Source organism: Cohnella herbarum (assembly GCF_012849095.1).
Classification (GTDB): Bacteria; Bacillota; Bacilli; order Paenibacillales; family Paenibacillaceae; genus Cohnella; species Cohnella herbarum.
The window spans coordinates 587,886-602,677 of record NZ_CP051680.1 but is presented as its reverse complement, the minus strand read 5'-3'; the positions used below and the strand labels follow the sequence as shown (position 1 = coordinate 602,677).

Here is a 14,792-nt window from a genome sequence, read left to right as displayed (position 1 = left end):
AATTCCCGAGTGAGCCGTATCCTTATCCGCGAAGGAATTCGTCTGCCGCGCCTAGGGCAGGTCGTCTGACTGATAGGATTCCGACGGAACTCGCCAGTCCATTCGCCGAATCCGAGCGGAAACTATGCGAAGGCCAAATCCTATTCCACAGTGGCGGGACCGTACCGGATTCGCACCGGCTTCCCTTTTAACCTTAATCGTTGCTTTCGATAAGGCACCCATAGGCATATTAAACTATTCAATTGGTACGAGTTATCGATCACTTGGAATTATAGCCCGCCCTATTCGTGAATGCAATCATTTAGATTAGTCATCATTTAGATTAGTCACAATAGAAACACAATCTCCATCCCCTCGCGATCTTTTCCATTATCTTCATTACAGTCACTCTTCCCAAAGCAGTGACGTCCGCGAAGTACGCTTTTTTGCTTATATTGGTGGGATTCCTTGGAAATTAATTGTATAAATCCATAAATTTATTTACTTCGAATGATTAGATGAGTAAGTAGCTGGTTTTTCCTAGAGTCGACGCAATGAGCATGTTCCCATCAATCGGTTAGGCGCCAAAGGGGTTCACTAACCACTTTATCTTTCCGAATTTGTGGCTTTCTCTAAGCTTCCGGCGGTTACGCGACCACACGCGCTACCGAATGGAGCACCAATTGAGCCATAATGGAACTATTCCGTTCAGACAAGCACTTTTCAACTTAAGAATTAACCCATGCGGTTGCTTATTTTTCACTCATTTGATACAATTTGTATCATGATGATCTGATTCAGAGCAAGGAGTGAATTCATGGGTCCCGCGCATAAAAAGAGTTTAATCGTTTCGATTGCCATCCTCTCTTTATCCCTACTCGTCGGATGCAGCCAACTTGCCGAATGGATTGACGGAAAAGGTGCCGGCCAGTCGGACCAACAAACCGCGAAGACTGCGCTTGCCCACCAACCTAGCCCGACTCTACCTCCCGATGTACCGACGGATATCCCGATTCTAGAAGGCGCCAAAGGAATATCCGCAGTACGAACAGGCGACGGAGTAACTAAAGGAGACGGCTTCTATCAGCTCTCGTATCAACTAGCGACCGATTTCAAGGACACGGCACTACGTTATCGTAAAGTACTTGCCGATAATAAATATAACTACGAAGACGAGCCCGTAACGGATAGCGTCTCCCTTACCGGGAGCACGGCCTCTTGGATCTTCTACATCACGATTGCCAAATCTTCTAAGATGCCGGGCGAAAGCTCAGTGACGATCTCTTATACGAAATAAGATTGGATGCGATCGCGAAATGGAACGGCAGCTTCTCTTGGGAAGAGATCAAGAAATCCAGACGTTCTTCCAACATCTATCGGCTAATAACGGCCAGAGTCGAATTATTAATATTTATGGAAGCGGAGGTATCGGAAAAAGCTACTTGTTGGATGAATTCCGGCGTCTCAGCACGGATGCACGCAGCAAATTTCTATTGCTGGATATTCCGATCTTCACCCGTAATCCTCCCGAGTTTTGTTTGCATCTTCTGCGTCTGCTCCGTTATCCTATCCCATCCATCCAAAGCACGGAAGACCTTAATCATCTGCTCGACTTATGCCTGAATACGATCCGAAATACTTCTAAAGACAACAAACTCGTTCTAGCTCTCGACACGTTCGAAGAGGTCGGCGAAATGGAAAATTGGCTGCGAGAACAATTCGTCGCTCATCTGGCCCCTTCCGTGCTCCTCCTTATTTCCGGCAGAACTCCCTTAAACGCTCAATGGTATGCTCAGTCTTCTCAGCGTCAAAGGATAACTCCAATGCCTCTCGGAGAATTGGATTACGACTCGGTCAAACAATTGCTCATGCGATCCGGGATTCATCAAGATGATCTTATTAACCGGATTTGGCACAGAACCGGCGGTCACCCATTAACGCTTAGCTTACTCGCCGCAACGGCGTTAACCGCTAGCTTACAGGATGAAACATACATGGATGACGAGCTTCTCAATCGCCTTGTGCCGATCTGGTTAAAGGAAATTCCGAACGTTCTTATGCGCGAGATCGTCGAAGCCGCTTCCGTCTTGCGACATTTCGATCATCAGTCCCTATCCTATGTATTGGGAAGACCCGTCGCGACGGAGTATTTTCGCAAGCTGATCGGTTATTCGTTCGTCCGCAAGGTCGAGCAGGGGTGGTTGCTGCATGATTTATTCCGCAATGCCATCAATGAAAATATGAGATTGCTTGTTCCGCAAGATTACGATCGGTTGTGGAAAAGATGCGTTCTATACTATTACGAAAAAATCAAAAACTCTGCGCGAGATAAGCTGGAAGCATGGGAAAATATCGAGTGTTTCTATTACATCGGCGATAGACTGATCCAATCGTTCTTTTTCCAGACTTCGATCACCTACTCGATAGAGCCTCTATCGGCGTCGAATCGTGCCGAAGCCGAACGATACATCGCGCAGCGCCATGCTACCGCCAAGGAAACACAAGTCCGGTACGTGGACAAAGCGACGAACGAAGAAGTCGAGTTCAGTATTACGGTCCGGGACAGCCTCTATGGATTAAAACATGTCGATCTGGACGAGCTCACCGAGCTCGACCCAAGTTTCGTTACGCTAACCCGTAATACACATGGCACGATTTGCGGTTTATCGGTCATTATCCCCATTAACGAATATACGCTGGACTACTTGAAAGCCAAACCGCTTTCATCGAACTACTTCAACCATCTGCCCGAATCTAAGCAAAACGAGTTAAAGGTGCCTAGATCGTCCAGAGCGGGGTATTTTATCAAAACGCTCGACACCTACGATTTCGCCGACCCTACAATGTTGCAATCATCCGGGATCACCTTCATTACCCATATGTTATCTCCCGGTTATATCGTTGCTTCGCCTCCGCCTCACCCTTTGTCTCAAGCCATCATCTCGAGCTTAGGATGCGAAGAATCCGGCGTTGTCCACTACGACTACGACGAACATACGCCCACCCCCGTCTTCGTTGCCGACACGCGCGGAGATAAACTTCATCCCTTTCTGAATACGATGATCGCTTCGCTCGGTTTGCTAGAAGAAATCGAACAAAAGGATCAGCACCCAACGCATCTGACGGATCGCGAGAAGGAGATCATCGAACTGTTAATCCGAGGATATTCCAATATTGAAATCGCAGGTTTCCTCTTCGTAAGTGAAGCTACGATCAAAAAACATCTTTCAAACATCTTCAAGAAGATGGACATTAAAAACAGGGTGCAACTCGTCAACAAATACGCGGGAATTCAGCTTTCGGATACTATCATTTAACAATCAGCAATCGTATAAAACCTCCAACTCCGCACGTTAAGCGGCGATGGAGGTTTTTCATGGGCATGAGAATTACTTTAACTGAAATCGGGTCACGACCGAGTATCCGTAGACGACAATTTCGTTTCCTTGTTTGCCGATATAGTCGGGACCGTCTTTTAACGCGACTCTGTCGAGCGTTTTGCCGGTTCGCTTATCGATCTGGTAGAGATAATCCTTCTCCGCCGTAAAACCGTAGCCGGACAAGATGACATCCCCAACGACTTCGAAGCTACGGGCATTGCCGACTAGCGATGCGGATCTCCATAACGTTTTATTGTCGGATAGACGGATCGCCGTAACGTATCCATTCATCCCCTTGGAACTCTTGGCATATGTCCGATGGCTATTCGAAACGTAAAGAATGCCATCCTCTTCGTAAGCCCACTGGATTTGCTCATAAATATAATCGTAATCGGCCTTCAAGTATTTGGGTGCATAAGCGTAATTGATAAAATCGTAAGCATACAAAACCTTCGTCATCGACTTGTCCATAGCGACCAGGTAACGGTTTTCGCCGAAATCGCGTCCGTAGATGAGAAAAACGCCGTTTTTCCCCTTTATCGCCCTAACGAGCATCTCTCCTCGATATTCGGTTGGAGTTCCTTCCGGCAAATTCCCGGCAATGGACCTATAGGAATTCGGAACGGTGTATTCCTTGTCCGCGAACAAGGCGTAATCCTCGAAACTCTGGTCGAACGGGAGGTTCTTAACGGATTTCTTGGTCAACGATAATTTCACGGTTTTCTTTGACTTAGGGCCGGCGTCCGCGAACTTGCTCACGTAATACTGGAAAGGCGGCTTCGGCAGAACTATCGGTTCCAATTCGGCAAGCCCAACTGACTCTTTCGCTTCCGGCTGTGCCGCATTGACGATTAGCGTCGGGCATAGAGCGATCCATAGCATAATAAAACTTAACGAAAATTTCAGTTTCCCCACATTTATAGCTCCTTCCATTACTTTCCGCTATCTCCTATTCGACAACCGTCCGGATTCCCCCTTTTTTTCCATTAAAAAAGCCAACCCCGTCCGCCCTAAGGCGATCATAGATTAGCTTGATTTCGATAAACGCATGCTGAATCAATAGGTTGTCCTACTCAAAATAATAAGTAAATCCGATCGCCCCGACGCCGGTATGCGTACTAATGATCGGCGTCGTGTCTTCGATACTGATCTTATCGAATCCCGTCATGGCGACGATGGAGTCTTTCAGCTTCGATGCCAGTTCGTAACCAGCCGCATGCACAAGCCCGACTCCTTTGATCGCTTTGCCTTTCACGTCCTCCGCAAATTGCTTCGCCAAATAATCGATCACATGCGCTTTGCTCCGGACTTTCGCGACAGGCGTATACTCTCCCCCGTCTAACGTGGCGATGATCTTAATCTTCAGCAAGGAACCGATCCAAGCTTTGCCTTTGCCGATTCGGCCGCCTTTAACCAGATTGTCCAGCGTATCGACGACCACGAACAACCGGGTTTGAAGACGAATCTGTTCGAGTCTTTCGAGGATTTCAGCCATGCTTCGGCCTTGCTTCGCCATAGTTGCGGCTTCCAACACTTGAAATCCGAGTGCTTTCGTAATATATCGGGAATCCACCACGGTTACGTTAGATTCGGACATTTCCGCGCCCATCTCCGCTGATCGCACGGTCCCGCTCATTTCACCGGTCATATGAATTGAAAGAACTTGGCTACCATCGCCGCCCAGTCGATCGTATACTTCAAGGAAAGCGCCTGCCGGAGGCTGGGAGCTCTTGGGAAGCTCCTTGGACTTCTGCATTTTCTCGATAAATTCCGTCGGTTGAATATCCACGCGATCGAGAAACGTTTCATTATCAATGCATAAGGATAACGGGACGACTTCAACGCCGTACTCCTGTAAAATATCATCGGATAGATCGACGGTAGAATCGGTTACCACTCTAATCATGCTCAAGGGTCAGCCTGCTTTCACTTGATGTTTTTCAATGCTGTGGCTATCCCATTAGTCTATCATTCCGCGCTAGCCCATCGCAACTTTCCTTCTATTTCCTAATATACTTAAACGCGATTAAGAAGCTGACGAACAGTACGAATGCTCCGAACAAGTACGGCAAATTCATATGAACGTCAAATAAAATTCCCGCAAGCGCCGGTCCGAAAATATTGCCGAGGCTCATGTAGGCGTTATTCATCCCCGCTACGAATCCTTGATCCTCGCCGGCTTGTTTCGATAACAAGGTGTTTAACGTAGGACGCATTATGTTGTTGAATGTAAAGAAGAGCATCATAATGATCAACACGTAGAAGAAATTTCCCGACAAAAGCATAAGCACGAGCGCGACCGCCGACAACAGAAGCGTGTAATCCACGATCGCCTTTTCCCCGAAGCGCCTAGTTAGCCAGCCCGATAACACCAGTTGATTAACGGTGCCCAGCAGAGAGCAAACCATGATCAGAATGGCGATATCCCGAGTAGTAAATCCATATCGTTGCACGACGAATAGCGGAAATATCGCTTCGAAATGCGTAAGGCCGAACGTTAGAGCAAAAACGATAAACAAAAGAATAAAATATTTGGATTTAAACGACAACGCCAGTTGCCGAAACACGCTTTCTCTTTTATCCTTGGATTGTCGGCGCCTCAGCCTTTGTTCCGGGGATAAAGATTCCGGTAACAGAACCAAACTGCATAACATCGCGACTAGACCGATTCCCGCAGAGGCGAAGAACGGCGCCCGTATCCCGAATTCGGCAAGTAACCCTCCGACTCCCGGACCGATGATGAATCCGGAAGACATGGCTGCGCCTAACAGCGTCATACCTCTGCCTCTTTGCTCGTCCGTCGTAATATCGGCCAAATAAGCCATAATGGAAGGAATCAAAGCCGCGGAGCCGATTCCTCCGATTAACCTTGACACGAAAAGTATCGTCAAATCGCCTGCTACAGCCGCCAAGAGATTAGACAGCGCGAACAAACTAAGTCCGATAACGATCATCGGTTTGCGGCCGTATTTGTCCGACCACTCGCCCGCGATCGGCGAGAACATGAATTGCGTCAAACCGAAAGCCGAAACCAAGTAACCGGCGGCTTGTCCGCCGGCGTCGAATTCTTTCAGAAACTCGGGCAAAACCGGAATAATAAGGCCGATGCCAAGCATGGCCAGAAAAATATTAACCAACAACAGCGTAAGCGACGTCTTCGATGACACGAATTTCTCTCCCCTGTTACCCTCAAGATGTAGAAGGAAAGGATAGGCTACTAACCGTGTCAGTGTCAAGCATAACTTGTACCCATTTATGTCTTGCGGTAACTAACCTTGATACTTGTTCAACAGCTCTGTCTTTAATTCCAATATCGAACGGCTGAAATAGACGCGATACATTTCCGGATTCAACTTGCGGAGATGCTCGGGCCAGAAATGGCCGAGTTGGTCCTGATGAAAGCTTCGCGCTTCATCCAACTTAGGCAACTCGTAGACTAACTCTCCCTTATCGAAAATAGGTTGCAATAGTGCAATCGCTTCATAATTTTCAACAAGTATAGACCGGTGAGGATGAAGCGGATCGCTTAGCTTGATCGGTTGCCCCTTGCGAATTTCTTCCTCTTCCTCGGGTAAACACATATAGTCCGCAACCGCCATTCCAGTCTGTCGGTTCACGACACGATAGACTTCCTTCACGCCTGGATTCGATATTTTCTCCGGATTGCCCGAAATCTTGATGACCGGCTCCAAGATGCCGTTCTTCTCTCTTGCGACGAGTTTATATACGCCCCCTAAGGAAGGCTGATCGAAAGCCGTAATTAATTGCGTTCCGACGCCCCAGACGTCGATTCTCGCGCCCTGCGCCTTAAGCTCGGCGATGATGTCTTCGTCAAGATCGTTGGAAGCCACGATTAGCGCATCGGTGAATCCCGCTTCATCCAGCATGCTCCTCGCCCGCTTAGACAAATAAGCCAAGTCGCCGCTGTCGAGCCGGATTCCTTTCAGACGTTTGCCTCGCTGCTCCAGCTCCTTTGCGATCTTGATCGCGTTAGGAACGCCGCTCCTTAAAGTATCGTACGTATCTACGAGCAGTGTCACATGATCCGGCAAGGCTTCGGCGTATTCCTTGAACGCCTCCTCTTCGCTATCGTGACCTTGAACCCAGGAATGCGCATGCGTGCCCGAACTCGGGATGCCGAATAGCATGCCCGCGCGCATGTTGGACGTCGCATGAAACCCGGCGATATAAGTCGCCCTAGCTCCCCAGACCGCCGCATCCGCCTCCTGCGCGCGACGCGTCCCGAATTCAAGCAGGCGTTCATTCGTCGCGACTTGTTTAATCCGAGCCGCCTTAGTCGCGATCAGCGTCTGATAGTTCATGAAGTTCAGCATCGCCGTCTCGATAAGCTGCGCTTCGAACACGCGCGCTTCCACCCGAACGAGCGGTTCGTTCGGAAAGACGAGCGTACCTTCCCTCATCGCGAACAGGTTGCCCGTAAATTTGAACTTCCTCAGCTCCAAGAGGAAATCTTCATCGTATTTTTCTTCTTGCATACGGAGATATTCGATTTCCTCGTCGTTGAACGCAAGCGATCGAATGTACGCGACTATCCTCTCCAACCCCGCGAATACGGCAAACCCATTGCCGAAAGGCAGCTTGCGAAAATACGCTTCGAACACGGCCTTCTCGTTCATCGAGCCCCTTTTCCAGTGCGCGTACATCATGTTGATCTGATATTTATCCGTATGTAGCGTTAGGTTCGCGTCATTCATCGGTGCCTCTCCCCTTGTTTGCAATCCGAGCGCCAAGCACCTTCTCGAAATGTCCGATCGCCCACTCGTGCCCTAACGGATTGAAGCTAGCTACCGCGTCTTCGTGGATGATCATGCGGAACCCCTTATTGTAGCCATCCACGGCAGTGTGCAACACGCAAATATCTGTGCAGACGCCGACAAGGTGAATTTCAACGATATTTCGCTCGCGAAGCCTCTGTTTCAGATCGGTTCCGCAGAAAGCGCTATACCGTTTCTTATCCATCCAGTAAACAAGCCGCTCATTAGCGGCATACCAATCTTCTAGCTTGCCGTAGAGCTTCCTGCCCTCCGTTCCCCGAATGTTGTGGGGAGGAAACAGCTTCGTCTCGGGATGATAAGCGTCTCCTTCCTCGTGGAGATCTACCGCCATTACGATGTCGTCTCCATTATTGGCGAATTGTTCGACAATCTCGAGGATCCGAGTCTCGATCTCAACCCCAGGCTTACCGACAGGCAGCTTCCCGACAACGAAATCGACGGTGTAATCGATCACGATCAATGCTTTCATTTGCGGCCCTCTCCTTATTTTCATCTGAGTTGATGATATGATTTTGACAGGATCAATGGTTAAAAAATAAAGCCTAGCTGTAAATGGACAGCTGAGGCTGGTATTCCGTAAAACGGTAAAGCTGCGCGGATCGTTGGGAATAGCGATTCGATCCTTTGGAGTTACCGTAAGCGTCCTTTACAACTTCCAGTATACCCTTACGGCTTTGCGTAGAAGTGATTTTTCGAATGAAATTTTTTTCGACGAAATCCGGAACGACCGTCTCGATTACTTGATACAGCTCGCTCATCGTAAATTCCTTCGGCAGGAACTGCTTGGCGATCGTAGTCGTTAACATTTTTAGCCGAATGTGCTCCAGGGCATCCCGTATAATCCGATTATGATCGAAGGCTAGCGGCATCTCCAATGCCTCGGAGACAGGAACCAGCTTCACGCCTGCCGCATCGTCCGCGGCTTTGCGATTCGAGAGATAGGCTTCGTTCACCAACGCGAAGAACGCATGGGAGATCATCCACCCTCTCGGATCCCTGCCCATCGAGCTGTATACGTTGAAGTACTCAATATGAATTCCCTCTACTCCCGTTTCTTCCCTCAGCTCGCGTTTGGCGCATTCATGAATCGTTTCCGTCTCGGTGGCGAATCCTCCGGGCAATGCCCACTGATTGGCGAAGGGCCATTTTCCCCGTTCGATCAGCAATACCTTCAACTCTCTAATAGGGAGCGATTTCTTCCTGGATAAGCGCTCCCTCGAAGTAATCGTAAAAATAACGATATCCGTTGGCGCCCCATCCGGCGTTCGATATTCGGTAGCCGTATCATTCATTGCGTTGTTCATCGACTTCATCTCTTCCGCACCCGCTTTCCGCGCTAGAACCTATTTAGTATCTAAAAAATTCCGCTTTGCTTCGCAAATCCTTCGATTTGGCGCGTAGTGAATCCGTAGAAGCGGATATTTCTTCCATAACCGCCGTCTGCTCCTCCGATGCCGAGAACACTTGCTGCGCGCCTAAACGAATTTGCTCCGCCACTTCGGCGACAAGTCTCGCTTCGTTTAATTGATCGGTAGCCTGTCGCGCTTGCACGATAAGATCGCCGGCCATCGTTTCCACGATTCCGACCACATGCTGCGCCTGTTCGTTAACCTCATGGAATGCGGTCGCGAACTCTTCCCCTCTTCTCGCTTCCCGCTCCGACACTTCGTGCTGCGCGCGGATATGTCCGACCGCCCGCGTCACTTCGCTCTGGATTTGCTGGATGAGCTTACGGATATTCTTAACCGAGACGGCGCTTTCATCCGCAAGCGATTTAACCGATTGGGCGACCACATCGAATCCTCTGCCCTCTTCGCCGGCTCTTGCCGCTTCGATGGAAGCATTCAAGGCGAGCAAATGCGTTTGGTCGGCTATGTCGCCAACGACGTTAGAGATCGCGCCGATTTCATTCGCATATCCGCTAAGCGTAGCTACGACGTCCATCGCATCCCGGTTTAACTCCGTCAACTGATGCATGCCTCCGACTAATGAGCGGAACACTTCCTCGCTTTGCTTCGCGGCATTGTTCATATGCCAAGCCCGCTCTCTCGCGGCGTTAGCTTCCTCGCTCATACGATCGGCCGCATGCGACATTTCCTCGACGTCATGGTGCAGTCTGTCTGCCGAGTTCGCTTGCCTTTGCGTCCCCGACGTTATCGCCTCCGACTCGTTCGTCATCTGCTCGATCTGTCCCGTCGCCTGACCGATCGCTTCTTGCAATTCCTTCACATGAGTATCCGTAAGGCGGGTATTGTCCTTGATCTCCGTGATGATCGTCTTAAGTTGCCCAAGCATTTGCCCGAAAGCTTCTCCGAGCGTCTGAAGCTCGTCGTTCGAACGGCTCGTAGCAACCTTAACTCCAAGGTTTCCCGTTGCGGCTTCCTGCGCGGCAGCCGTTAAAGCTAATAGCGGCTTCAATAGCCATCTCGCGGCGAAATAACCGAATAACCCAGTCCAGAAAACGCCGATAAGAAGCGTAAGGAGTACGAATAGCCACCCGGGTATTCCCGTGAACATATCCTTAAGCACGAGCAGGAAAAACGCGCTTGTCCCGTATGTAACCGAAGAAGCGACCGTGATGCCGATAACCATTTTCTTAACGATGCCGAATTTGCTGTGCATTCCGTTTCTCCCCCGATGCCTAGACGTCTTCCTATTCTAACCTTGAGCAGGGGAAGGACACTGTGATCAATATCACACTTCAATTTCATTCGCCAACATGTTAAGTTAACTACAGAAAGAAAGGTGATCAGAAATGCATGTTCAACTGTTCTTAGGGTTAGCGACTGTTTTTGCCGCTATAATTGTATTCATATACGCTTATGGATTTACCATCGTTCCTAAACGCTTGTCCATAACCCGACTTGAGGTTTATTCCCCGTCTCTTCCGGAAAGCTTCGAGGGAGTCACGCTCCTGCAATTCAGCGATACCCATCTCGGCCCCCAATTCACTCTTCCTAGACTTCGGCAGCTCGTCGACGTTATTCAAACTATACGTCCGGATATCGTCGTGTTTACCGGAGATTTGCACGATGCCGGAAGTGCAGATAATATCGCCAAATATGATCCTTCTCCCCTATTGGCAGATATTCAAGCCCCGCTAGGCAAATATGCGGTTTACGGCAATCACGATTTCGGATACGGAAGGAAAACTCGGAGCTCCGGTTCGTTCCTTAGCCGCGCGGGATTCAAGATGCTCGTCAACGAGAGGGAGAAAATTACGTTACCCGGCGGCGATTCGATTACGATTGCCGGTCTGGATGATTACGTACTTGGCAAGCCGAATGCTGAATCTACTTTATCCAAACTGGATAAAGACGGATTTAATATTTTGCTCGCTCATGAACCCGACGTTGCCGACCGATTGACGCGGTTCCCTGTCGACTTGCAACTATCGGGACATAGTCATGGGGGGCAAGTGTCGCTTCCGCTTGTCGGAGCTTTGGTCAGAACCCGTCTCGGAAGGAAGTACCTTAAAGGAAAGTATCTCATCCATGACAGCCAGCGAAAGGAACGGCCGTACCTGCTGTATGTCAACCGGGGGATCGGAACGACTCGTATTCCGATTCGGATCGGCAGCGATCCCGAGCTAGCGGTGTTCACGTTGCGGGGTAGCCCCTCTAATTCCTCCCACAGCACATCTTTGCGGTTCTGAGCAACGGTTACTGGCGGGAAAACGGACTTGCGGAGCAAATGTGTGTATTGTAAGCCGCTTCGAGCTTTCTAATTGGTTGGATATCTAGGAAAAGTGTGCTGTATGCCGCTGCGAGCGGTCTAATTGGTCAGATATCCAGGGAAAGTGTGCTGGAAGCCGCTGGGAGCGGTCTATTTGGTCGGATTCCGAGGGAAAGTGTGCTGGAAGCCGCTGGGAGCGGTCTATTTGGTCGGATTCCGAGGGAAAGTGTGCTATAAGCTGCTGTGAGCGGTCTATTTGGTCGGATTCCTAGGAAAAGTGTGCTGGAAGCCGCTGTGAGCGGTCTATTTGGTCGGATTCCTAGAGAAAGTGTGCTGGAAGCCGCTGTGAGCGCGGTCTATTTGGTCGGATTCCGAGGGAAAGTGTGCTCTAAGCCGTTGCGAGTGATCTGATTGGTCGGATATCTAGGAAAAGTGTGCTGTATGCCGCTGCGAGCGGTCTATCTGGTCGAATTCCTAGGAAAAGTGTGCTGGAAGCCGCTACCAGCGGTCTAATTGGTCAGATATCCAGGGAAAGTGTGCTGGAAGCCGCTTAGAGCGGTCTAATTGGTCGGATTCCTAGGGAAAGTGTGCTGGAAGCCGCTTAGAGCGGTCTAATTGGTCGGATTCCTAGGGAAAGTGTGCTGGAAGCCGCTGTGAGCGGTCTAATTGGTGAGATAAAGCAACAAGAAATTCCGCTTTAGTGTGATAAAGCGGAATTTCAGACTATAGTGGGAGTTATCCTGTTTGCTCGATTTAAAGCGGCATAGCCGTTACTACTCAGGTCACTCTTTTTCCCTTCTTAGTCTCGATACTCTTAGTTGCCAATTCCGAATTTACTCTGTTGAAAGGAAGTATGGCGAGTGCGCCGAAATTAGGGCAAAATGTGCCTTGTTGAACGGAAGTATTTCCTCCCAAAGTGCCTCTATGCTCGATTTAAAGCGGTATAGCCGCTCTATTTCCTCTCAAAGTGCCTCTTTGCTCGATTTAAAGCGGCATAGCCGCTCTATTTCCTCCCAAAGTGCCTACATGCTCGATTTAAAGCGGCACGGCCGCTCTATTTCCTCCCAAAGTGCCTCTTTGCTCGATTTAAAGCGGCATAGCCGCTCTATTTCCTCCCAAAGTGCCTACATGCTCGATTTAAAGCGGCACGGCCGCTCTATTTCCTCCCAAAGTGCCTCTTTGCTCGATTTAAAGCGGCACGGCCGCTCTATTTCCTCCCAAAGTGCCTCTTTGCTCGATTTAAAGCGGCACAGCCGCTCTATTTCTTCCCAAAAGTGCCTACATGCTCGATTTAAAGCGGCACAGCCGCTCTATTTCCTCTCAAAGTGCCTCTATGCTCGAATTAAAGCGGCATAGCCGCTCTATTTCCTCTCAAAGTGCCTACATGCTCGATTTAAAGCGGAACGGCCGCTCTATTTCCTCCCAAAGTGCCTCTTTGCTCGATTTAAAGCGGCACAGCCGCTCTATTTCTTTCCAAAGTGCCTCCATGCTCGATTTAAAGCGGCATAGTCGCTCTATTTCCTCCCAAGGTACTTCCAGACCGCTTTTTATAAGTAACCAGCAGCATGTTGCAAAAAAATGAGGCGGCACGGGAATAATCCCGGACCGCCTCATAATCGTATTTTCTCGCCAACAAATCCTAGTCTCCAGCCTAGAAATCCAAGACTCCAGCCAAAGCATCCAAGTTTCTCTCGTTCGACTCAGCCTATGCCATTTTATGATTCCAGTATGCTTTGCCCAATGTATTGCCCTTCCCGTAAGCCGCCCGGACAAGCGAATAGTCCGCTAGCGATATGGGAGACGTATTCGTTCAGCGCATCTTTGCTCTGCATAAGCTTCAGCATCGGCAACAATTGCTCATCGGGGTTTCTCTGATAACTTATAAACAACAATCCCGCGTTCACGTTACCTGTTCGCGGATCGACTCCATCCGTGTAAGAGTAACCTCTGCGGTGGATCAACTGCTTCGATTCCTTGGCCAGCCGCACATGCGACGCGATCGGCATTTTCGACGGATCGGGCTTATCGAACTCGCCCTTCGTCCCGTAGGCTGCGCCAGACTCCTTATAACGTCCGAACGTATCCTCCTGATCGGCTAACGATGACCGATCCCATACCTCAAGAAACATCCGTACTTTGCGATAAGCCATGTAGGTGCCCCCGCGCATCCAGTCCGGTTCGCCTTCGCCCGCCCACACGACGTCTTGATAACCGCCTTCAGACTGATGAAGTTGGTTGGCGGTTCCGTCCTTAAATCCGAACAGGTTACGCGGAGTTTGTCCTCCCGAGCCGCCGCTGATGAAGCCTTCCTGCATCCAATTCAGCGTAGCCGCCCCCATCGAGAGGCGAATGAAGTTGCGCAATGCGTGAAAAGCGACCTGTTGATCCTCGGCGCATACTTGGATGCAAACGTCTCCGCCTGACTGGGAAGCATCGAGCTTATCGCTCGGCATCCGCGGAATATCCTTCAAATATCGAGGAAGCTTACCGGCGATGCCGAATCGATCTTTGCCATCCGCGCTGAAGAAGGTAGGGCCGAATCCGAAGGTCACCGTTAATTTCGATGCGGGAAGATCCAAAGTCTCTCCCGTATCGCTCGGAGGAAGCAACGGATTATCTCCCGTCTGCATCGTTCGGCCAGCCATGCTCAGATCGCTAAACTTCGTCCAATCGCGAAGGACCCTAATCAACGTTGCACGATCCGCGGTCGTAATTCGAAAGCTAGCGAGATACATATACGTTTGCTGCGGGGTAATAATCCCGGATTGATGCTCCCCGTACATGGGGATACGATCTTCCGTCGGATCGTTGCCTGCTACCGCCTTGCTTGTAGGAGAGACAACTTTCTCGATCGCGGCCATTCCCGATGCCCCGATGGCTAAACCCACGCCTACGGAAGCGGTTATTTTAAGAAAATCGCGTCTTGAGATTCCTTCTTGTTTGTTACCTGTATCCATTTCCC

12 protein-coding genes and 1 riboswitch are annotated in these 14,792 nt (G+C 49.7%); of the genes, 4 read left to right on the top strand and 8 right to left on the bottom strand.

The features are described from left to right. Window positions 1-38: 38 nt before the first annotated feature. Window positions 39-238: riboswitch (cobalamin riboswitch) on the bottom strand. 558 nt (window positions 239-796) lie between these two features. Both HH215_RS02365 and HH215_RS36795 read left to right on the top strand, forming a co-directional pair. Further along, window positions 797-1,276, top strand: coding sequence for a hypothetical protein (locus tag HH215_RS02365; protein WP_169278439.1), 480 nt, complete (start codon window positions 797-799; stop codon window positions 1,274-1,276). 19 nt (window positions 1,277-1,295) lie between these two features. Next, a complete protein-coding gene (locus tag HH215_RS36795; protein WP_169278438.1) occupies window positions 1,296-3,296 on the top strand; it encodes a helix-turn-helix transcriptional regulator in 2,001 nt (666 codons plus the stop codon). Window positions 3,297-3,368: 72 nt separating this feature from the next. Here HH215_RS36795 and HH215_RS02355 read toward each other — a convergent pair whose 3' ends face one another. From HH215_RS02355 to HH215_RS02325, 7 genes are all read right to left on the bottom strand, one after another. Next, a complete protein-coding gene (locus HH215_RS02355) occupies window positions 3,369-4,274 on the bottom strand; it encodes a hypothetical protein (RefSeq protein WP_169278437.1) in 906 nt (301 codons plus the stop codon). A gap of 154 nt (window positions 4,275-4,428) precedes the next feature. Then, on the bottom strand, window positions 4,429-5,271 hold the full coding sequence (gene fakB / locus HH215_RS02350; protein ID WP_169278436.1) for a fatty acid kinase binding subunit FakB: 843 nt from the start codon (window positions 5,269-5,271) through the stop codon (window positions 4,429-4,431). Between the two features lie 88 nt (window positions 5,272-5,359). After that, complete coding sequence (locus HH215_RS02345) at window positions 5,360-6,526, bottom strand: MFS transporter (RefSeq protein WP_169278435.1); 1,167 nt, start codon at window positions 6,524-6,526, stop codon at window positions 5,360-5,362. A gap of 102 nt (window positions 6,527-6,628) precedes the next feature. Next, complete coding sequence (locus HH215_RS02340; protein ID WP_169278434.1) at window positions 6,629-8,074, bottom strand: nicotinate phosphoribosyltransferase; 1,446 nt, start codon at window positions 8,072-8,074, stop codon at window positions 6,629-6,631. Beyond that, window positions 8,067-8,624 (bottom strand): cysteine hydrolase family protein, encoded by a 558-nt coding sequence (locus HH215_RS02335; protein ID WP_169278433.1) that lies wholly within the window; start codon window positions 8,622-8,624, stop codon window positions 8,067-8,069. The genes HH215_RS02340 and HH215_RS02335 overlap by 8 nt, the downstream gene beginning before the upstream one ends. Window positions 8,625-8,697: 73 nt before the next feature. Then, a complete protein-coding gene (locus HH215_RS02330; RefSeq protein WP_169278432.1) occupies window positions 8,698-9,459 on the bottom strand; it encodes an NUDIX domain-containing protein in 762 nt (253 codons plus the stop codon). Between the two features lie 43 nt (window positions 9,460-9,502). Beyond that, window positions 9,503-10,777: a methyl-accepting chemotaxis protein gene (locus HH215_RS02325; RefSeq protein WP_169278431.1), complete on the bottom strand. Its 1,275-nt coding sequence runs from the start codon at window positions 10,775-10,777 to the stop codon at window positions 9,503-9,505. A 133-nt stretch (window positions 10,778-10,910) separates the two neighbouring features. On the opposite strand from HH215_RS02325, the gene HH215_RS02320 reads away from it, so the two are divergent. Both HH215_RS02320 and HH215_RS02315 read left to right on the top strand, forming a co-directional pair. Further along, entirely contained in the window at window positions 10,911-11,810 is a 900-nt protein-coding gene (locus HH215_RS02320; RefSeq protein WP_169278430.1) for a metallophosphoesterase, read from the top strand. Between the two features lie 764 nt (window positions 11,811-12,574). Continuing rightward, entirely contained in the window at window positions 12,575-13,186 is a 612-nt protein-coding gene (locus tag HH215_RS02315; protein ID WP_169278429.1) for a hypothetical protein, read from the top strand. A gap of 359 nt (window positions 13,187-13,545) precedes the next feature. Here the strand turns inward: HH215_RS02315 and efeB are convergent, their stop codons facing one another. Further along, window positions 13,546-14,787 carry an iron uptake transporter deferrochelatase/peroxidase subunit gene (efeB, locus tag HH215_RS02310; protein WP_169278428.1) on the bottom strand — a complete coding sequence of 414 codons (1,242 nt, stop codon included), beginning with the start codon at window positions 14,785-14,787 and terminating at the stop codon, window positions 13,546-13,548. Window positions 14,788-14,792: the final 5 nt, after the last annotated feature.